Origin of the sequence: Nocardioides sp. NPDC092400 (genome assembly GCF_040684155.1) — a bacterium.
In the GTDB taxonomy this organism is placed as follows: Bacteria; Actinomycetota; Actinomycetes; order Propionibacteriales; family Nocardioidaceae; genus Nocardioides.
In genome coordinates, this window is the sequence record NZ_JBFBFJ010000003.1 from 291,533 (window position 1) to 310,957 (window position 19,425).

17 protein-coding genes are annotated in these 19,425 nt (G+C 74.3%); 14 read left to right on the top strand and 3 right to left on the bottom strand.

The window, feature by feature from the left end:
• The first annotated feature begins 84 nt into the window (after positions 1-84).
• The 5 genes from AB0N29_RS13160 to AB0N29_RS13180 all read left to right on the top strand — a co-directional run bounded on the left by AB0N29_RS13160 (position 85) and on the right by AB0N29_RS13180 (position 4,996).
• A complete protein-coding gene (locus AB0N29_RS13160) occupies positions 85-1,335 on the top strand; it encodes a DUF6350 family protein (RefSeq protein ID WP_302267934.1) in 1,251 nt (416 codons plus the stop codon).
• Positions 1,336-1,371: 36 nt separating this feature from the next.
• Positions 1,372-1,989, top strand: a complete 618-nt coding sequence (gene purN, locus AB0N29_RS13165) for a phosphoribosylglycinamide formyltransferase (RefSeq protein WP_302267932.1) — start codon at positions 1,372-1,374, stop codon at positions 1,987-1,989.
• Positions 1,990-2,104: 115 nt separating this feature from the next.
• On the top strand, positions 2,105-3,679 hold the full coding sequence (gene purH / locus AB0N29_RS13170) for a bifunctional phosphoribosylaminoimidazolecarboxamide formyltransferase/IMP cyclohydrolase (RefSeq protein WP_364867307.1): 1,575 nt from the start codon (positions 2,105-2,107) through the stop codon (positions 3,677-3,679).
• 28 nt (positions 3,680-3,707) lie between these two features.
• A complete protein-coding gene (locus AB0N29_RS13175; protein ID WP_302267930.1) occupies positions 3,708-4,571 on the top strand; it encodes a bifunctional methylenetetrahydrofolate dehydrogenase/methenyltetrahydrofolate cyclohydrolase in 864 nt (287 codons plus the stop codon).
• A 5-nt stretch (positions 4,572-4,576) separates the two neighbouring features.
• A complete protein-coding gene (locus tag AB0N29_RS13180; RefSeq protein WP_364867310.1) occupies positions 4,577-4,996 on the top strand; it encodes a DUF3017 domain-containing protein in 420 nt (139 codons plus the stop codon).
• A 72-nt stretch (positions 4,997-5,068) separates the two neighbouring features.
• Here the strand turns inward: AB0N29_RS13180 and AB0N29_RS13185 are convergent, their stop codons facing one another.
• Positions 5,069-6,055, bottom strand: coding sequence for a malate dehydrogenase (locus AB0N29_RS13185; RefSeq protein ID WP_302267928.1), 987 nt, complete (start codon positions 6,053-6,055; stop codon positions 5,069-5,071).
• Between the two features lie 76 nt (positions 6,056-6,131).
• Here AB0N29_RS13185 and AB0N29_RS13190 point away from each other — a divergent pair, with 76 nt between their 5' ends.
• Entirely contained in the window at positions 6,132-6,632 is a 501-nt protein-coding gene (locus AB0N29_RS13190) for a hypothetical protein (protein WP_364867312.1), read from the top strand.
• 28 nt (positions 6,633-6,660) lie between these two features.
• Here AB0N29_RS13190 and AB0N29_RS13195 read toward each other — a convergent pair whose 3' ends face one another.
• Entirely contained in the window at positions 6,661-7,611 is a 951-nt protein-coding gene (locus AB0N29_RS13195) for an aquaporin (RefSeq protein WP_364867314.1), read from the bottom strand.
• 171 nt (positions 7,612-7,782) lie between these two features.
• Between AB0N29_RS13195 and AB0N29_RS13200 the strand changes: the two genes are divergently transcribed.
• The 4 genes from AB0N29_RS13200 to AB0N29_RS13215 all read left to right on the top strand — a co-directional run bounded on the left by AB0N29_RS13200 (position 7,783) and on the right by AB0N29_RS13215 (position 15,517).
• Positions 7,783-9,972: an NADP-dependent isocitrate dehydrogenase gene (locus tag AB0N29_RS13200; RefSeq protein ID WP_364867317.1), complete on the top strand. Its 2,190-nt coding sequence runs from the start codon at positions 7,783-7,785 to the stop codon at positions 9,970-9,972.
• A gap of 136 nt (positions 9,973-10,108) precedes the next feature.
• Positions 10,109-13,735, top strand: coding sequence for an ABC transporter ATP-binding protein (locus tag AB0N29_RS13205; RefSeq protein ID WP_364867319.1), 3,627 nt, complete (start codon positions 10,109-10,111; stop codon positions 13,733-13,735).
• Between the two features lie 72 nt (positions 13,736-13,807).
• The gene (locus AB0N29_RS13210) at positions 13,808-14,197 is read left to right on the top strand and encodes a hypothetical protein (protein WP_302267923.1); all 390 of its coding nucleotides are present in this window, start codon (positions 13,808-13,810) and stop codon (positions 14,195-14,197) included.
• Between the two features lie 69 nt (positions 14,198-14,266).
• The gene (locus tag AB0N29_RS13215; RefSeq protein WP_364867321.1) at positions 14,267-15,517 is read left to right on the top strand and encodes an MFS transporter; all 1,251 of its coding nucleotides are present in this window, start codon (positions 14,267-14,269) and stop codon (positions 15,515-15,517) included.
• Here the strand turns inward: AB0N29_RS13215 and AB0N29_RS13220 are convergent.
• Positions 15,475-16,341 carry a GNAT family N-acetyltransferase gene (locus AB0N29_RS13220; protein ID WP_364867323.1) on the bottom strand — a complete coding sequence of 289 codons (867 nt, stop codon included), beginning with the start codon at positions 16,339-16,341 and terminating at the stop codon, positions 15,475-15,477. The two genes, AB0N29_RS13215 and AB0N29_RS13220, sit on opposite strands and share 43 nt — an antisense overlap.
• Before the next feature lie 30 nt (positions 16,342-16,371).
• Here AB0N29_RS13220 and trpS point away from each other — a divergent pair, with 30 nt between their 5' ends.
• From trpS to AB0N29_RS13240, 4 genes are read left to right on the top strand one after another with little or no spacing between them, the layout of a single operon-like run.
• Positions 16,372-17,430 (top strand): tryptophan--tRNA ligase, encoded by a 1,059-nt coding sequence (trpS, locus tag AB0N29_RS13225; protein WP_364867325.1) that lies wholly within the window; start codon positions 16,372-16,374, stop codon positions 17,428-17,430.
• Between the two features lie 9 nt (positions 17,431-17,439).
• Positions 17,440-17,952, top strand: coding sequence for a 2'-5' RNA ligase family protein (locus tag AB0N29_RS13230; RefSeq protein WP_364867327.1), 513 nt, complete (start codon positions 17,440-17,442; stop codon positions 17,950-17,952).
• A gap of 43 nt (positions 17,953-17,995) precedes the next feature.
• The gene (locus tag AB0N29_RS13235) at positions 17,996-19,039 is read left to right on the top strand and encodes a YihY/virulence factor BrkB family protein (protein WP_302267918.1); all 1,044 of its coding nucleotides are present in this window, start codon (positions 17,996-17,998) and stop codon (positions 19,037-19,039) included.
• Positions 19,039-19,260, top strand: a complete 222-nt coding sequence (locus AB0N29_RS13240; RefSeq protein WP_302267917.1) for an SCO4848 family membrane protein — start codon at positions 19,039-19,041, stop codon at positions 19,258-19,260. The genes AB0N29_RS13235 and AB0N29_RS13240 overlap by 1 nt, the downstream gene beginning before the upstream one ends.
• The last annotated feature ends 165 nt before the right edge of the window (positions 19,261-19,425 follow it).

Genomic DNA, 19,425 nt, shown 5'->3' on the forward strand with positions numbered 1-19,425 from the left:
GGAGGGCGGCATGGCGCCGTCCACCGTACCCGCGCGGCGTGCCTGCCCGCCGGTGCCTGCCGCCCGGGTGATGATCGGGGGGTCATGACCTCCTTGCTGCCTCCGTCGACGGCCCGCAGCGGACCCTCGGCCCTCCACGACCTGGCACACCGGCGACCGCTCGTCCTCGTCGCGACGCTCGGCGGCGCGGCGGCGGCCCTCGGCCCGCTGGTCGTGTGCCTGGCGCTGGGCGTGGTCGGCTGGTTCCTCACCGACGCCGGTGCGCACGGCACCTCCGGGGACGGGCTGCGGGTCGGTGCGCTGGGGTGGCTGCTCGGCCACGGCTCCGGCGTCCGCGTCGACGGCGTGCCGGTCACCGCGGTGCCCCTGGCGATCACGCTGGCCTGCGCCTGGACCGTGTGGCGCGTCGGGCTGCGGGTCGGGGACTCCGTCTCCGGCCACGGGCCGGACGCCGACCGGATCGCCGACGGCGAGCGGGACTGGACGGTCCCCATGGCGGCCGGGCTGCTCGCGGCCGGGTACGTCGTGGTCGCGGTGCTCACCTGCGTGCTGGCCGCCGACGCCGGCTCCGGCGTCGGCACGGGCCGGGTCGTGGCGTGGTCGCTGCTGCTGTGCCTGGCCCTGGGTGCGCCGGCCGTCGCGGTCGGCTCCGGCCGGGCCGCGATCTGGGCCGCGACCGTGCCGCCGGTCCTCCGGCTGGCGCTGCCGGCCTGCCGGCAGGTCCTCGTCGCCTGGCTCCTCGTCGCCGGCGTCGCCTTCCTGGCCGCCCTGGTGCTCGACCTCGGGACCGCCGCGAACGTGATGTCGCAGCTGCACACCGACGCCGGCGCGGCGACGCTGCTCGTGCTCGTCTCCCTGCTGGTCGTGCCCAACGCCCTGGCCTTCTCCGGCTCCTACCTGCTGGGCCCCGGCTTCAGCGTCGGGATCGGCACCGTCGTCTCGCCCTCGACGGTGGTGCTCGGCCCGCTGCCGATGTTCCCGCTGCTGGCCGCGCTGCCCGACAACGGACCGGCGCCGGCCTGGACGCCGTACCTCGCGGTCCTGCCGGCCCTCGTCGCCGCCGTCGCCGTCGCGCGGCACCACCGGCTGGTCCCCGCCGACGGCTGGGGCGAGGCGCTCGCCCGCGGCCTCGCCGCGGGCGTGCTCGCCGGCATCGCCTTCGGCTTCCTCGCCGGCCTGGCCGGCGGCGCGGTCGGGCCGGGCCGGATGCGCGAGGTCGGCCCCTTCGAGCTCGACGTCGCGCTGCACGCGATCACCGCGTTCGGCGTCGGCGGGCTGGTCGGCGCCCTCGCCACCACCTGGTGGCAACGCCGGTCCGCGGCCACCGCCGACTGAACCGGCCCGGTCGGCGGACCGTCTAGGCTCCGGGGCGTGCCCAGCAGCCCCGCCCGCCTCGTCGTCCTCGTGTCCGGCTCCGGCACCAACCTCCAGGCGCTGCTCGACGCCAGCTCCGACCCGGCGTACGGCGCCCGGGTGGTCGCGGTCGGCGCCGACCGCGACGGCATCGAGGGCCTGGCCCGGGCCGAGCGGCACGGCGTCCCGACCTTCGTGACGAAGGTCGGGCAGTTCACCAGCCGCGACCACTGGGACCGGGCGCTGGCCGACCGCGTCGCGGCGTTCGAGCCGGACCTCGTGGTGCTGGCCGGGTTCATGAAGCTCGTCGGCGAGGACTTCCTGGGCCGCTTCGGCGGCCGGACGGTCAACACCCACCCGGCGCTGTCCCCGTCGTTCCCGGGCATGCAGGGACCGGCCGACGCGCTGGCGTACGGCGTGAAGGTGACCGGCGCGACCCTGTTCGTGGTCGACGCGGGTGTGGACACCGGCGCGATCGTCGCCCAGGTCGCGGTGCCCGTCGAGGACGACGACACCGTCGACTCCCTGCACGAGCGGATCAAGGCCGCCGAGCGCCGGATGCTCGTCGACACCGTCGGACGGATGGCCCGCGAGGGCTTCGTCGTCGACGGTCGCCGGGTGCGCCTGGGCGGCTGAGCCGCTCTATGCTGGGCGCACACGACTGGCGCAGGTGGGCAACCACCAGGGAGTGACGTCGGGAGCATCGACCGCCTGGGTGCTCCCTCACGCCGAGCCGAGCAGGAGCGACCTCGTGTCCGAGCAGACCCCCGACCTCCGTGTCCCGATCCAGCGCGCGCTGGTCTCCGTCTACGACAAGACCGGCCTCGAGGACCTCGTCCGCGGCCTCCACGAGGCGGGCGTCGCGCTCGTCTCCACCGGCGGCTCCGCGGCGCTGATCGAGGGCCTCGGCCTGCCGGTCACCCGGGTCGAGGACCTGACCGGCTTCCCGGAGTGCCTCGACGGCCGGGTCAAGACGCTGCACCCGCGCGTCCACGCCGGCATCCTCGCCGACCGCCGCCTCGAGACCCACGTGCAGCAGCTGGCCGACCTCGAGGTCGAGCCGTTCGACCTCGTGGTGTGCAACCTCTACCCGTTCGCGGCCACCGTCGCCTCCGGGGCCAGCCCCGACGAGTGCGTCGAGCAGATCGACATCGGCGGGCCCTCGATGGTCCGCGCCGCGGCCAAGAACCACCCGTCGGTCGCCATCGTCACCAGCCCCGAGCGGTACGCCGACGTGCTGGCCGCGACCGCCGCCGGGGGCTTCAGCATCGAGCAGCGCCGGGCCCTCGCGGCCGAGGCGTTCGCCCACACCGCGTCGTACGACGTCGCGGTCGCCTCCTGGATGGGCAGCGTGCTCACCGACTCCTCCGCCGGCACCGGGTTCCCCGCCTGGGCCGGCGCGACGTGGGAGAAGAAGGCCGTGCTGCGGTACGGCGAGAACCCCCACCAGCCGGCCGCGCTGTACGCCAGCGGCCACGCCACCGGTGGGCTCGCCGCCGCCGAGCAGCTGCACGGCAAGGAGATGTCGTACAACAACTACGTCGACACCGACGCCGCCCGCCGCGCGGCCAACGACTTCGACGAGCCTGCGGTCGCGATCATCAAGCACGCCAACCCCTGCGGCATCGCGGTCGGCGCCGACGTTGCCGAGGCGCACCGCCGGGCGCACGCCTGCGACCCGACCTCCGCCTTCGGCGGCGTGATCGCGGTGAACCGGCCGGTCTCGGTCGAGATGGCCCAGCAGGTCGCCGAGGTCTTCACCGAGGTGATCGTGGCCCCGGCCTACGAGGACGGCGCGGTCGAGGTGCTGCAGGGCAAGAAGAACATCCGCATCCTGGTCTGCCCCGTCGACGGCGGCACCGCGGTGGAGACCCGGCCGATCAGCGGTGGCCTGCTGATGCAGCAGGTCGACCACGTCGACGCCGAGGGCGACGACCCCTCCACCTGGACGCTCGCCACGGGCGAGGCGGCCTCGCCGGAGGTGCTCGCCGACCTCGCCTTCGCGTGGAAGGCGTGCCGCTCGGCGAAGTCCAACGCGATCCTGCTGGCCAAGGACGGCGCCTCGGTCGGCGTCGGCATGGGCCAGGTCAACCGGGTCGACTCCTGCCGCCTCGCGGTCTCCCGCGCGGGCGAGCGGGCCGTCGGGTCGGTGGCCGCCTCCGACGCGTTCTTCCCCTTCGAGGACGGCCCGCAGATCCTCATCGACGCGGGCGTGGCCGCCATCGTCCAGCCGGGCGGGTCGGTGCGCGACGAGCTGACCATCGAGGCCGCCAACGCGGCCGGCGTGACGATGTACTTCACCGGCACGCGGCACTTCGCGCACTGACGACCCCGGTCCTGAGAGGATCCCCGAGATGACTGCACAGAAGCTGGACGGCAGCGCCACCCTCAAGGCGATCAAGGCCGAGCTGACCGAGCGCGTGGCGGCGCTGCGCGCCCAGGGCGTCGTGCCCGGGCTCGGCACGGTGCTCGTCGGCGACGACCCCGGTTCGCACTGGTACGTCGGGGCCAAGCACAAGGACTGCGCGGAGATCGGCATCGAGTCGATCCGCGTCGACCTGCCGGCGTCCTCGACCCAGGCCGAGGTCGAGGCGGCGATCGACGAGCTGAACGCCGACCCGTCGTGCACCGGCTTCCTGGTGCAGCAGCCGACCGGCCTCGACGAGTTCGCGCTGCTCTCCCGCGTCGACCCCGACAAGGACGTCGACGGGCTGCACCCGGTCAACCTCGGCCGGCTCGTGCTGGGCGAGGACGGCTCGCTGCCGTGCACGCCGCTCGGCTGCATCGAGCTGCTGCGCCGCCACGGCATCGAGCTGCGCGGCGCCGAGGTCGTCGTGGTCGGCCGCGGCCTCACGGTCGGCCGCCCGATGGGGCTGCTGCTGACCCGCCGGTCGGAGAACGCCACCGCCACGCTGTGCCACACCGGCACCCGCGACCTCGCCGCGCACACCCGCGGCGCCGACGTGGTCGTGGCAGCGGCCGGTGTCCCGGGGATCATCACCGGCGACATGGTCAAGCCCGGCGCGGCCGTGCTCGACGTGGGCGTCTCGCGCGTCGACGGCAAGATCGCCGGCGACGTCGCGGACGACGTCTGGGAGACGGCCGGGTGGGTCTCCCCGAACCCGGGCGGTGTCGGGCCGATGACCCGCGCGATGCTGCTGATGAACGTCGTCACGATGGCCGAGCGGTCGCTCGCCGCCGGGAAGGTCCCGGCCTGAGCGTCGTGACCGACCCCGCCCCGCCGCTGCCCGAGGACCCCGACGCCCCCCTCGACCGCGACCCCGCGCCCGACGGCGTACCGGACCCGGTGCCCTCGGAGGACGAGGTCGCGGCGGGGCTGGCCGAAGAGATCGAGCAGGTCGAGGAGCGGCGCTACCCCTCCACCATCGGTGGGGCGTTCTACCTGCTCGTCCTCGCGGCGACGACGGTCGGCATCGGCATCGTCACCGCGGGGGAGTGGCGCGTCGGGATCCGCGTCGTCGCCGGCGCGATCTTCAGCGCCGCCCTGCTGCGGCTGGTGCTGCCGCGGCGCGACGCCGGCATGCTCGCCGTGCGGCACCGCGTCGTCGACGTGCTGATCCTGCTGCTCGTCGGCTCGGCGCTCGTCTTCCTCTCGGCCACGATCCCCGACCAGCCGGTCTGAGGCAGCGTCCCGACGTGCGAAGGGCCACCGCGGTCGTCCGGTCGGACGACCGCGGTGGCCCCGGAGCCGTGCTCAGATCAGGCCGAGACCGGTGACGGCCTCGCGCTCCTCGGCGAGCTCGGCGGTGGAGGCGTCGATCCGGCCGCGGGAGAAGTCGTCGATCTCCAGGCCCTCGACGATCGACCAGTCCCCGTCCTTCGTGGTGACCGGGAAGGACGAGATGAGTCCCTCGGGCACGCCGTAGGAGCCGTCGGAGCGGACGGCCATCGAGACCCAGTCGCCCTCGGCGGACCCGAAGAGCCAGTCGCGGGCGGCGTCGATGGTGGCCGACGCGGCCGACGCGGCCGAGGAGGACCCGCGGGCGTCGATGATGGCGGCACCGCGCTTGGCCACCGTCGGGATGAAGGTGTCCTCGATCCAGCCCTGGTCGCCCACGACCTCGGCGGCGTTGCGGCCGCCGACCTCGGCGTGGAAGAGGTCGGGGTACTGCGTCGCGGAGTGGTTGCCCCAGATCGTCATCCTGGTGATGTCGGTGACCGGCGCCCCGGTCTTCGCGGCCAGCTGGGAGATCGCGCGGTTGTGGTCCAGGCGGGTGAGCGCGGAGAACCGCTCCTGCGGGATGTCGGGGGCGTTGGTCATCGCGATGAGCGCGTTGGTGTTCGCCGGGTTGCCGGTGACGCCGATGCGGACGTCGTCGGCGGCCACCTTCCCCAGTGCCTTGCCCTGGGTGGTGAAGATCGCGCCGTTGGCCTCGAGCAGGTCGCTGCGCTCCATGCCGGGGCCGCGCGGGCGGGCGCCGACGAGGAGGGCGAGGTTGACGCCGTCGAAAATCTTCTCGGCGTCGTCGCCGATCTCCACACCGGCGAGCCCCGGGAACGCGCAGTCGTCGAGCTCCATGACCACGCCCTCGAGCGCCTTGAGCGCCGGGGTGATCTCGAGGAGCCGCAGCTCGATCGGCCGGTCGGCCGCGAGCGCACCGCTCGCGAGGCGGAAGAGCAGGCTGTAGCCGATCTGGCCGGCGGCACCGGTCACGGCCACCTTGAGTGGGGATGAGCTCACGAGGACTCCTTGTCGAGGTCGGCGGACGCTGCCGACGCTAGCAGCGGGGGTGGTCGCGCGGGCCTACGCTGCGTGCATGCGTACGACAGGCGGCCTGGCGGCCGTGGTGCTGACCGCCGCCCTCCTCGCCGGGTGCGGGACCGCCTCGCCGGTCAGCCCGCCGACCGGCGTCGACGAGCTGGTCGTGCCGACGCCGTCGCCGGAGCCGGACGACTTCGTCGACGGCATCGACAACCCGTGGTTCTCCGAGGCGGGCGAGCCGGCCGGGACGGCGGAGGTCGCCGGCGTGACGGTGACGGTCCTCGGCGAGGACTACTACGCCCAGGACCGCCGCGGCAACGTGTGGTGGTTCGGCACCGAGGGGGAGTGGGCGGCCGGCGTCGACGGGGCGGAGGCCGGGCTCGCCATGCCCGCCGAGCCGCGGTACGGCGACTCCTGGCGCACGGCGTACGTCCCCGGGGAGGTCGAGGACGTCGCCGCCGTCACCGAGATGGACGACGACACCCTCGTGCTGGAGACGACGTCGGCGCTCGATCCGGGACGGACCGAGCGCCGGACGGTCGAGAAGAGCGACTAGCAGGCCTCAGCGGGGCCTCAGCAGGCCCTCAGCGCTGGGTGGGGCCGCCGGGCTGGTCGCCCTGGTCGGTGCCGGGCCACGGCTGCTGCTGGGTGGGGTCGGCCTGAGGGGTGGCCCAGCCCTGCTCGGCGGGCTTCCACTCCTGCGCGACCGGGTCCCACTGCCAGCCGTCCTGGATGATCGGCTGCTGCTGGCTCCAGTCCTGCGCGGCCGGCTGGTCGACGGCCGCGGCGGCCTTCGGGGAGCGGGCGGGGAGCCGGAGGCCGGAGCCGGGGACCGCCGCGCCGGAGCGGCCGAGCACGAGGGGGTAGGCGAGGCCGGCGAGCAGGCCGCCGAGCAGCGGGGCCAGGATGAAGACCCACAGCTGGAGGATCGCGTCGCCGCCGGCGAAGAGGGCCGGGCCGATCGAGCGGGCCGGGTTGAGCGAGGCGCCGGTGAACGGCACCGCCACGGCGGCGAGGGCGGCCAGGGCCAGGCCGGACCACAGCGGGGCGGGGCCACGGTCCTGGTGGCGCTCGTCGAGGACCGCGAGGACCACGAGCACGAGCAGCGCGGTCAGGACCAGCTCGAGCAGGAACGCGGCCCAGCCGGCGTACCCGTCGCGCAGGTCGTCGAACCCGTTCTGCCCCATGGAGTTCTCGGCGTCGAAGCCGTCGTAGCCGTGCAGGAGGGCGAAGAGCACCAGCGCGGCGAGCACGCCCGCGAGCACCTGGGTCCCGATGAGGATGCCGGCGTCGCGCCAGGGCGTGCGGCCGGCGACGGCCGAGCCGACGGTGGCGGCGGGGTTGAGGTGCGCCGAGACCCTGCCGAACGCGGCGATCGCCACGGCGTACGCCAGGCCGTAGGCCAGCGCGGCGGTGAGGGCGTCGTCGGTGCGGACGAGGCTCGCCGCGGCGACGAGGACGACGAGGAAGGTGCCGATGGCCTCGGCGGCGATGCGCTGCCCGGTCGAGGGCAGGGCAGTGGTCGGGGTGCTCATGCCCTGGGTGCTCCCCGCGGAGGGTCCGACCCAAACGTGGGCGGGGCATGGCACGGCGACCGCACGGGTGCGAGGGTGGGAGCCGGCGAGCCCGTCAGGTATCTTGACGTCAAGAAACCTGATCGTCCCGCGATCCGCCCCCAGCCATCCAGCTACAGGAGCAGCCGTTCCATGGCCAAGATCATCTACACGCACACGGACGAGGCGCCGCTGCTGGCGACGTACTCCTTCCTGCCGATCGTCCAGGCGTACGCCGCGAAGGCCGGCGTGGACGTCGAGACCCGCGACATCTCCCTGTCGGGTCGCATCCTGGCCCAGTTCGGGCTGGTCGACGACGCGCTCGCCGAGCTCGGCGAGCTGGCCACGAAGCCCGAGGCCAACATCATCAAGCTGCCCAACATCTCCGCCTCCATCCCGCAGCTGAAGGCCGCGATCAAGGAGCTGCAGGAGCAGGGCCACGACATCCCGGACTACCCGGAGAACCCGCAGAGCGACGCCGACAAGGACGCCCGGGCCAAGTACGACAAGGTCAAGGGCTCCGCGGTCAACCCGGTCCTGCGCGAGGGCAACTCCGACCGGCGCGCGCCGGCCTCGGTGAAGAACTACGCCAAGGCCCACCCGCACCGCATGGGCGCCTGGTCCAGCGACTCCAAGACCAACGTCGCGACCATGGGCCAGCACGACTTCCGCTCCAACGAGAAGTCGGTCGTCATCGAGTCCGACGACTCCCTGCGCATCGAGCTCGTCGCCGCCGACGGCTCCACCACCGTCCTCAAGGACGGCGTGAAGGTCCTGGCCGGCGAGGTCGTCGACGGCACCTACATGGACGTCGCCGCGCTGCGCCGCTTCCTCACCGAGCAGGTCGCCCGCGCCAAGGCCGAGGGCGTGCTGTTCTCCGCCCACCTCAAGGCCACGATGATGAAGGTCAGCGACCCGATCATCTTCGGCCACGTGGTGCAGGCGTTCTTCCCGACGCTGTTCGAGCAGTACGGCGAGCAGCTGCGCGCGGCGGGGATCTCCCCGAACGACGGCCTCGGCGCGCTGCTGAACGCCGTGGAGTCCCTCCCCGAGGGCGACGCGATCAAGGCGGCCGTGCAGCAGGGCCTGGCCGACGGTCCGGCGCTGGCGATGGTCGACTCCGACAAGGGCATCACCAACCTGCACGTGCCGAGCGACGTGATCATCGACGCCTCGATGCCGGCGATGATCCGCACCTCGGGCCACATGTGGGGCCCCGACGGCGAGGAGGCCGACACCCTCGCGGTGATCCCGGACTCCTCCTACGCCGGCGTCTACCAGACCGTCCTCGACGACTGCCGCGCCAACGGCGCCTTCGACCCCGCGACCATGGGCTCGGTGCCGAACGTCGGCCTGATGGCCAAGGCGGCCGAGGAGTACGGCTCCCACGACAAGACCTTCGAGGTCCCCGCCGCGGGCACCGTCCGCGTCGTCACCTCGGCCGGCGACGTCCTCATGGAGCACGAGGTCCAGCCGGGCGACATCTGGCGCGCCTGCCAGACCAAGGACGAGCCGATCCGCGACTGGGTCAAGCTCGCCGTGACCCGCGCCCGCGCGAGCAGCACGCCGGCGGTCTTCTGGCTCGACGAGACCCGCGCCCACGACGCGAGCCTCATCGCCAAGGTCAAGGAGTACCTCGCCGAGCACGACACCGACGGCCTGACCATCGAGATCATGGCGCCGGCCGAGGCGACGGCGTACTCCCTGGAGCGGATCCGCCGCGGCGAGGACACCATCTCGGTGACCGGCAATGTGCTGCGCGACTACAACACCGACCTCTTCCCGATCCTCGAGCTCGGCACCTCGGCGAAGATGCTGTCGGTCGTCCCGCTGATGAACGGCGGCGGCCTGTTCGAGACCGGCGCCGGCGGCTCGGCGCCCAAGCACGTGCAGCAGCTGGTCAAGGAGAACTACCTGCGCTGGGACAGCCTGGGCGAGTTCTTCGCGCTGGTGCCGTCCTTCGAGCTGTACGCCGAGCAGGCGGGCAAGCCGGGGGCCAAGGTCCTCGCCGACACCCTCGACCGGGCGACCGGGACCTTCCTCAACGAGGACAAGTCCCCGACCCGTCGCGTCGGCGGCATCGACAACCGCGGCTCGCACTTCTACCTGGCGCTCTACTGGGCCCAGGAGCTGGCGCAGCAGACCGAGGACGCCGACCTCGCCGCGGCCTTCGGGCCGCTGGCCGAGCGCCTCGCGGCCGAGGAGGAGACCATCGTCTCCGAGCTCAACGCCGTCCAGGGCTCGCCGGCCGACATCGGTGGCTACTACCGGCCCGACGACGCCAAGGCCTCGGCCGTGATGCGTCCGTCGCAGACGCTCAACGAGGCGCTCGCCTCGCTCTGAGCCGTCCCGCTCGTGCTGCGGCCCGCCACCTCCTCGAGGTGGCGGGCCGCGGTGCGTCCGTGCCCCTCCGAGAACCCCCCGACCGGCCGGAAAACCAGGTGAGGAGTGTCGGCGCCGCGCCGTAGCGTCGTCGGTGATGACCGTGAGCAGCCCACCCGCAGCCGACCGCGGCACGCCCAGCCCCGACGACCCGACCGACGACCCGACCGGCGCACCCGCCGGGGGGACCACCGGCGCAGTGCCGGTCGAGGACTCCCGCGTCGTGGACTGGCGGCGGCTGCGCTCCCGCGTCGCCGGCTGGTCGCTGGTCGCGCTGTTCGTGGCCGCGGTCGGGCAGGCGCTCGGCACCGTCGTGGCCGGCCGGCTCGCGGCCGACCCGAGCCGCGACCTGGTGCTGCTGCTGGCGCTGTGCGTCGTCGGTGCCGCGGTGCTCGACTCTGCGGCCCGCGTCGTGTGGTCCGGGGTCGTCGACCGGGCCGAGGGCAGGCTTCGCGCCGACCTGCTCGACGCCGCGCTCAGCCAGCCGCTCGCCCGCCTGGGCGACCAGGCCGTCGGGGAGGTGCTCGACCGCGTCGACGACGACACCTACGAGGTCGGCGTCCTGGTGCGCCGCCAGGTCTGGGACGCGATGCGCACGCTCTTCGCGACCGTCCCGATGTGGGTCATCGCCGGCATCACGTGGTGGCCGGCCTGGCTGCTGCTGCCGGTCGTCTCCGGGCTGACCGTGCTCGCGGTGCGGCGGCTGCTGCCGGAGATCGCCCGGCGCAAGGTCGTGGAGGAGATGGCCTGGACCGACCACGCCGCGGCGCTCGAGGAGGGCATCGCCGGCCGCGACGACCTGCGCACCAGCCTCGGCCAGGCCCACGTCGTACGCCGCCTGGCCGGCCTCTCGGCCCAGGTGCACCGCCGGCTGGGCGCCGTGCTGGAGGCCGAGACCAGGCTGGCCCGGCGGGCCGGGCTGCTGCTCCACGCCCTGCTCGCGGCGGTCGTGGTCGCCGGCGTCGCGCTGGTGGCCGCCGACGGCATGTCGGTGGCCCGCCTGGTGACGCTGTTCCTGGTGACCTCCACCTTCGTGGGGCAGGTCAACACCCTCGCCCAGCACCTGCCGGACCTCCAGGCCGGCCTGGGCGCGCTGGTCCGGCTGCGCCAGCTGCTGGAGTCCCGGCCCGAGCCCGCAGGCGGCCTGGCCGTGCCGGACGGCCCCCTCGACCTGCACTTCCGTGACCTCCACTTCGCCTACGAGGAGGGCCGGTTCGCGCTCGAGGGGGTCGACCTGCGGGTGCCGGCCGGGGAGACGTGCGCGCTGGTGGGCCGCACCGGCTCGGGCAAGTCGACACTCGCCGCCCTGGTCTCGCGCGCGGTCGAGCCGGAGCCGGGCACGGTCCTGCTCGGCGGTGTCGACGTGCTCGACCTCGACCTCCAGCAGCTGCGCGCGACGGTCGGCGTCGTCACCCAGCGCACGGAGATCCTGGCCGGCACGCTCGCGGAGAACATCACGCTGTTCGCCGACGTCCCCGCCGGACGGGTGGAGCAGGCCGTGGCCGAGCTGGGGCTCGAGGCCTGGGTCGCGGGGCTGCCCGCCGGGCTGGACACCGGGCTGGGGCCGGGCGGGACGACCCTGTCGGCGGGGGAGGAGCAGCTCGTCGCGTTCGCGCGGCTGCTCGTCCGCGACGTACGGGTGGTGGTGCTCGACGAGGCCACCGCGCGGATGGACCCGGTCACCGAGGAGCTGGTGGTCCGCGCGGCCGACCGGCTGCTCGCGCGCCGTACCGGACTCCTCGTCGCGCACCGCCTGGGCACCGTCGAGCGCGCCGGGCTGGTGGCGGTGCTCGAGCAGGGTCGCGTCGTCCAGCAGGGCGGGCACGCCGAGCTGGCCGCGGCCGAGGGCCGCTTCCGCGACCTGCTGCGCTCCGGTGACGCCGGACACGTCGCCGCACACGACGCCGGACACGACGCCGCACACGACGTCGCGGAGCAGCCCGCGTCCGGCCCGTCCGGCTCCTTCGCGGAGCCCGCGACGGCGGTCGGCGGACGGCGCCGCACCGGCCCGCCGCCGGAGCGGCCCGAGGTCGGCGACGGGCCGTCGCTGACCCGCGGCATCGCGCACGCGCTGGTCATCCACCCCGGGTGGGGCCTGGCCGGAGCGGCGCTGTTCCTGCTCGCCTCGCTCACCGGCTCCTTCGGGGCCCTGACCGGCTGGGCCTGGGGCCGCCTGGTCACCGACCTCGCCGAGGGGGAGGCACCGGTCGCCCTCACCGCGGTCGTCGTCGTCAGCCTCTTCGTCGCGCCGCTCGCCATCGCCGCAGCGTTCCTGCGCTACCCGCACTGGTGGTCCGCGGTGCTCCTGCGCACCCGGATGAGCGTCCTCGTCGGCCAGACCGACCAGCGGCGGCTCGCCCGGACGCCGCCGGGGGAGGTCGTCGCGCGGACGATGGACGCCGACCGCTACGCGCGGTACGCCGACCGCTGGGTCGACTTCGTCAACGGCCTGCTCATCGTGGCGGCCACCAGCGTGGCCGGCGGCAGCCTGCTCGCCGGCGGGGTGCTGCTGGCGGTGATGGTCGCCTCGGCGCTCGCGTCCTCGGTCGGCCGCCCGATCGCGGGCCGGTCGGCCGCGGCGGCGTCGCGGGCGCGGGCCGGCTTCGGCCGGTCGCTGGTCTCCGCGCTGGAGTGCGTGCGCACCGTCAAGCTCGCCGCCGCGACCCCCGCCGTGCGCCGCCACCTCGGCCGGGTCGACTCCGGCCGCGTCGACGCCGCGGTGCGCGAGCACCGGGTCCAGGCCGCTCTCGACGGGGTGCCGGTCGTGGTCGTCCAGTGCGGGGTCGTCGCCGCCTGGGCGGTGCTCGTGGCCGGCCGCTGGGACCTCGCGACGGCGCTCCTGGTGGCCTCGGCGGTCAACGGCTTCGACTGGTTCGGTCGGGTCGCCGGCTCGGTCATCACCGAGGCGCCCGGGACCAGGTCCTGGCAGCGCGCCACCAGCCGCCTCGCCGGCGGCGCGGACCTGGTGACGCTGCCCCCGGGCGTCGACCTGGTGCACGGCACCGCACCCGACCCGGCCCCCACCCCGCGGGTGCCGCTGCAGCGGCTGGAGCTGCGCGGCATGAGCGCGGTCCACGACGACGGCACCCTCGGCGTCACCGGGGTCGACCTCGACGTCGACGCCGGCGACCTGGTGCTGCTCCTCGGGCAGGTCGGCTCGGGCAAGTCCAGCCTGCTCGCGGCGCTGGCCGGGCTCGTCGACCACCGGGGCTCGGTGCGCTGGAACGGCCTGGAGGTCGAGGACGCCGAGGTCTTCCTCCGGCCCGGCCAGGTGGCCCACGTGGCGCAGGTGCCGCGGGTGCTGTCCGGGACCTTCGCCGACAACGTCCTGCTCGGCCACACCGTCGAGCGCGGCCTCGACGCCGCCGTCGCCGACGCCCGGCTGCGGCGCGACCTGGAGGAGGCCGGCGGGCCGCACGCCCTCGTCGGGCACCGCGGCGTACGGCTCTCGGGTGGGCAGGTGCAGCGGCTGGCGCTCGCCCGGGCGCTGGCCACCGACGCCGAGCTGCTGCTCGCCGACGACGTCTCGAGCGCGCTGGACGCCGCCACCGAGCTCGAGCTGTGGGAGGCGCTGCGCGGCCGCGGCACGACCGTGGTGGGCGCGACGTCCAAGCGGGCCGCCCTGGCACGGGCCGACCGGGTGGTCGTGCTCGTCGACGGCCGGGTCGCCGCGAGCGGTCCGTGGTCGGAGCTGGCCGCGCGCTGGGGCCACCTCGCCGGCTGACCCCACCGAGCCGGGGGCGAGCGGAACCCCGGGCGCCCCCCGCTCGTTCGGACCGGTGTGCGCACCCTGCTCGTGACCTCAGCCCTGGCCGCCACCCTGCTCACCGGGTGCTCCGAGGCCGAGGACATCGTCCGCGGGGCCGCCGAGGACGCCGGGTGCGCGGCGGCCCAGCAGGCGATGGGCGAGGCCGAGCGCCGCGCGCGGGACGCCGTCGCGGACATCAAGGCAGACCCGCAGGCCGCCGAGCGGGAGCTGACGGCCGTCCGCGAGGTGCTGGCCGCCGCCGAGCGCGGGCTCGGCGGCGAGACCCGGCAGCAGGTGGACCGGGCCGGCAAGGCGGTCGACCGGCTGCTCGCGGAGGCCCGGGGCGCCGCCGAGGGCACCCGCGTGGACGACGTGGCGGTCGACGAGGCCGAGCGGCAGCTGGACGGCGCCGTCGGCCAGATCACCACCGTCTGCTGACCCGGCGCGGAATAGGCCGGCGGCCGGAGCCGGTTGGAGGATGAGGCACGTCCCCGACCGGAAGGCCCCATGACCTCCACCGCGCCCGCGTCCGCCCCGGCCCGTGCCGCCGACCCCGCAGGGGGCCGCAGGTTCGTGCTCGCGGTGCTCGCCCTCGCGGTGGGCGGCTTCGCGATCGGGACGACGGAGTTCGTGACGATGGGGCTGCTGCCCCAGATCGCGGACGGCATCGGGGTCTCCGAGCCGACCGCGGGCCACGTGATCTCGGCGTACGCGCTGGGCGTCGTGGTGGGCGTGCCGATCCTGTCGTTCTTCGCGGCCCGGCTGCCGCGCCGCGGCCTGCTCGTCGGCCTGATGGGGGCGTACGCCGCCTTCAACCTGCTCAGCGCGGCCGCGACCGGCTACGGCCTGCTCACCCTCGCCCGCTTCCTCGACGGCCTGCCGCACGGGGCGTACTTCGGCGTGGCCAGCCTGGTCGCCGCCAACCTCACCGTGCCCGAGAAGCGCGGCCGAGCGGTCGCCAGCGTGATGCTCGGCCTCAGCGTCGCCAACGTCGTCGGCGTCCCTGCCGCGACGTGGGTCGGCCAGCACCTGGGCTGGCGCGCGGCGTACGTCATCACCGCGGCGATCGCGGGGCTCACGATGCTGCTGATCCTGGCCTTCGTCCCCTCGGTGCCCGGCGACAAGGAGGCGACGGGTCGCAAGGAGGCGCGCGACTTCTTCGGCAACCGGCAGGTGTGGCTGACCATGGCGGCCGGCGCGGTCGGCTTCGGCGGCATGTTCGCCGTCTACTCCTACATCGCGACCACGGTCACCGACGTCGGCGGGCTGGGCAGCGGCACGGTGCCGTTCTTCCTGCTGGCCTTCGGCCTCGGCATGGTCGCCGGCACCTGGCTGGGCGGTGAGCTGGCCGCGTGGTCGGTGTTCCGCTCGCTGATCTGGTCCGGCATCGGCTCGACCGTCGTGATGGTGCTCTTCTGGGCGGTCGCGCCGTACGGCTGGTGGCTGCTCCCGGTCGTCTTCGCGATCACCGCGATCGGGTCCGTGCTCGTCACGAACCTGCAGGTCCGGCTGATGGACGTCGCCGGGAACGCCGTCACCCTGGGCGCCGCGATGAACCACGCCGCCCTCAACCTCGCCAACGCGCTCGGCGCCTGGCTCGGCGGCCTCGTCATCGCCGCCGGCCTGGGCTACCGCGCGCCCGCCCTCGTCGGCGCCGGCCTCTCCGTGCTCGGCGTCGCGATCCTGCTCTGGTCCGCGGTCAGCCACCGCAACGGTCAGTCCGCGGCTGCGCCCGCCGAGGGTGCGGCCAGGTCGTAGAGCGCCAGCGGCTCGCGGCCGGCGCGGGTCCACGCGCCGAGCGGGTCGACGCCGTACTGGGTGAACCCGCACGCCTCGATGACCCGGCGCGACGCGGCGTTGCCCACGGCCGCACAGGCCCGGACGCGGCGTACGTCGAGGGTCGCGAAGGCGTGCGCCGCGACCGCCCGCAGGGCGCGGGTGGCGACCCGGCGGCCGCGCGCGTCCGGGTGCACCCAGTAGCCGATCTCGCAGTCGACGCCCTCGACCAGCCCGAACCAGCCGACCGACCCGAGCACCGGGGAGCCGTCCGGGTCAGCGGGGTCGACAGGGTCCACGACCGCCCAGTTCACCGCGGTGCCGGCCGCCAGCCGTTCCTCGACCTGGTGCAGCCAGGCGCGCGCCGACTCCTCGGTGTACGGCGACGGCATTTGGCCCAGCCACGCCTGCGTGTCCCGGTCCGCGCAGCCCTCGACGATCCGCGGGACGTCGTCGGCCCGCCAGGGACGCAGGAGCAGGCCCTCGGCCGCCAGCTCGGGAACGACCGGCCAGGGCCGCCGGGGCGCCGGCGGCTCGCCCCGCAGCAGCGTGCCCGTCCACGCGTCCGCGCCGTCGGGCAGCCAGCTGCGCAGGACGCCGTCGCCGGCGAACCCCAGCTCGTGGAGCAGCCGCCGGGCCGGCCACGCGTCGACGGCGACGTACGCCACCACGCACCGCAGGTCCGGTGCGCCGAAGGTGGCGGCGAGCAGCCCGCGGACGTCGTCGGGGGTCGGCAGCGGGCCCGGCGGGAGGACCAGCTCGGCCCGGCCCTCGCCGCGGTCCACCAGGACGGGGGTCACGGACATGGCGGCACGGTAGTCGGGGAGAATGGGCCCATGTCCACCACCACCCAGCCCGAGACCGCCGCGCCCACCGCGGCGTCCGGCGGCGCCCGTCCCCGGGTGCTGTCGGGGATCCAGCCGACGGCCGACTCGTTCCACTTCGGCAACTACCTCGGCGCGCTGCGGCAGTGGGTGGACCTCCAGCGCGACCACCAGCCGTTCTTCTTCATCGCCGACCAGCACGCCATCACCGTCGAGCAGGACCCCAAGGTGCTGCGCGAGCGGTGCCTGCGCGCCGCCGCCCAGCTGCTCGCTGCCGGCGTCGACCCCGAGCGGTCGGCGATCTTCATGCAGTCCCACGTCCCGGCGCACGCCCAGCTCGGCTGGGTGCTGCAGTGCATGACCGGCTTCGGCGAGGCCCGCCGGATGACGCAGTTCAAGGACAAGTCCGCCAAGCAGGGGGAGGGGGCCGCCAGCGTGGGCCTCTTCACCTACCCGGTCCTGATGGCCGCCGACATCCTGCTCTACCGCCCGCACTACGTCCCGGTCGGCGAGGACCAGCGCCAGCACCTGGAGCTGACCCGCGACCTCGCGCAGCGCTTCAACAGCCGCTACAAGAAGACGTTCCGGCTGCCCGAGCCCTACATCCTGAAGGCGACCGCCAAGATCGCGGACCTGCAGGACCCGACGAAGAAGATGTCGAAGTCCGCCTCGTCCCCGGCCGGCATCGTGGAGATGCTCGACGAGCCCAAGCAGAGCGCGAAGAAGATCCGCTCCGCCGTCACCGACTCGGGCTCGGAGATCCGCTTCGACCTCGAGGAGAAGCCGGGGGTCAGCAACCTGCTGACGATCTACTCCGCGCTGACCGGGACCGCGGTCACCGACCTCGTCGACACCTACGCGGGCAAGGGCTACGGCGACCTCAAGAAGGACCTCGCCGACGTCGTGGTCGAGTTCGTGACGCCGTTCCGCGAGCGCACCCTCGAGCTCCTCGACGACCAGGCCTACCTCACGTCGGTGCTGCAGCGCGGCGCCGCGACCGCCGGGGCGGTGGCCGAGGCGACGATCAAGGACGTCTACCAGCGTGTCGGGTTCGTCGCGGTGGGCCAGTAGGGTCGGGGGATGCCGACGATCGGGGTTGCCGTAGCGATCCCTGAGCCCTGGGCGAGCGAGCTCCAGGACTACCGGACCGCCCTCGGGGACGAGACCGCGACGATGATCCCGACGCACATCACGCTGGTGCCGCCGACCGAGATCGGCGAGGACGACGTGGCGGCCGTCGAGGAGCACCTCGCGGCGGTGGCGACCGCCCAGCAGACGTTCCTCGTGCACCTGCGGGGGACCGGCACCTTCCGGCCGGTCTCACCGGTGGTGTTCGTGTCGCTGGTGGAGGGGATCTCCCAGTGCGAGCAGCTCGCCTCCGCCGTCCGACGCGGACCGCTGGCGGTGGACCTGGAGTACCCCTACCACCCGCACGTCACGATCGCGCACCACCTCGGCGACGAGCAGCTGGACCGGGCCTTCGACGACCTCGCCGACTTCGAGTGCGAGTTCCTCGTCGAGGAGTTCCACCTCTACGTGCACGACGCGGTCCTGGGCTGGCAGCCCAGCCGCGACTTCACGCTGAGCGGCTGAGCGGCCTCCGCGGCCCGCGTGGACCGGTGGGTACCTGCTGCGCATGCCATCGATCCAGGAGCGGGTGACCGGAGGCGTGCGGGACGTGCGCCGGAGCCGGCCCTTCGTGGACCACCTCGTGCGGATGCAGGAGCACTACGGTGCGGCGCAGGCCTCCCAGCAGGCCGGCGCGGTGACGTACTTCGCGTTCCTGTCGTTCTTCCCGATCCTGGCGCTGTCGCTGTTCACCGTCGGCCTGGTCTCCACGGTGTACCCCGACGCCAACCGCAACCTGCGCGAGGCGATCGACTCCGTCCTGCCCGGCATCGTCGGGCAGGGGGAGGGCAAGGTCTCGCTCGAGCAGATCCGCACGTTCCGCGGGTGGGCGGCGGTCCTCGGTGTCGCCGGTGTCCTGTACTCCGGCCTCGGGTGGCTCTCGGCGATGCGCGCCGCCCTCCAGGCGGTCTTCGTGACCCCGCAGCGCGACCAGCCCAACTTCGTCGTCGGCAAGCTCCGCGACGCCCTCACCCTGGTCGTGATCGGCACCGTGCTGCTGGTCGCCGTGGCCGTGGCCGGCTTCGTCGGGGGCTTCTCCGAGGACATCCTCGACTGGATGGGGCTGGACCAGGAGCTGGGCTGGCTGGTCAAGCTGCTGACGATCGCGTTGGGCCTCTGCGCGAACGCCGTGCTCTTCTTCGCCCTCTACACCCTGCTCGCCCAGCCGCACGTGCCGCGCCGCTCGCTCCTCCAGGGCGCGCTGCTCGGCGCCGTCGGGTTCGAGGTGCTCAAGCAGCTCTCCGGCTACCTGCTGGCCTCCACCAAGGAGCAGCCGGCCTTCCAGGCCTTCGGCATCGCGCTGATCCTCGTGGTCTGGATCAACTACTTCTCGCGGGTCGTGCTGTACTCGGCTGCGTTCGCGTACACCTCGCCGGCGGCCATCGCCCAGCGCGTGCTGGAGCCGGCCGACCCGGTGCAGGGACCGCGGACGCCGTCGCCCCGGGAACTGCGCGCGCAGCACGGCGGGGTGCGGGCCGCGCTCACCCCGTTCGCGGCCGGAGGAGCGGCCACCCTCGGGCTGGTCGCGCTGCTGAGGAGGAAGAGGACCTGATGAAGCTGGAACGACGCCACGGGTGGCTGCTGGTCGGTGTTGCGGTGTGGAACTTCCTCACCTACGCGATGTTCACCCGCAACCTGTGGAACGCCCACGCCGAGGGCGAGGACCGCCCCACCGGCTACTGGGTCGCCCACACCGTGCTGATCGTCGTCAACGTCGCCATCGGCGTCGTCCTGGCCCGGTTGGGGCTGCGCGCGCTGCGGTCGCGGCGCTAGGACGTCGGAATCCCCGGGGCCCCGGGGATTCCGGCACTTCTCAGGTGTTGCATCCCCTGAGAAGTGCCGGTTCTCCCTGAGAGGTCGAGGCCTCGGCGTGGGCCCGATCCACCTGTCCACAGGTCCAGGACAGTCGGGTGTCGGGGCGCTCCCGGCCGGGGACGA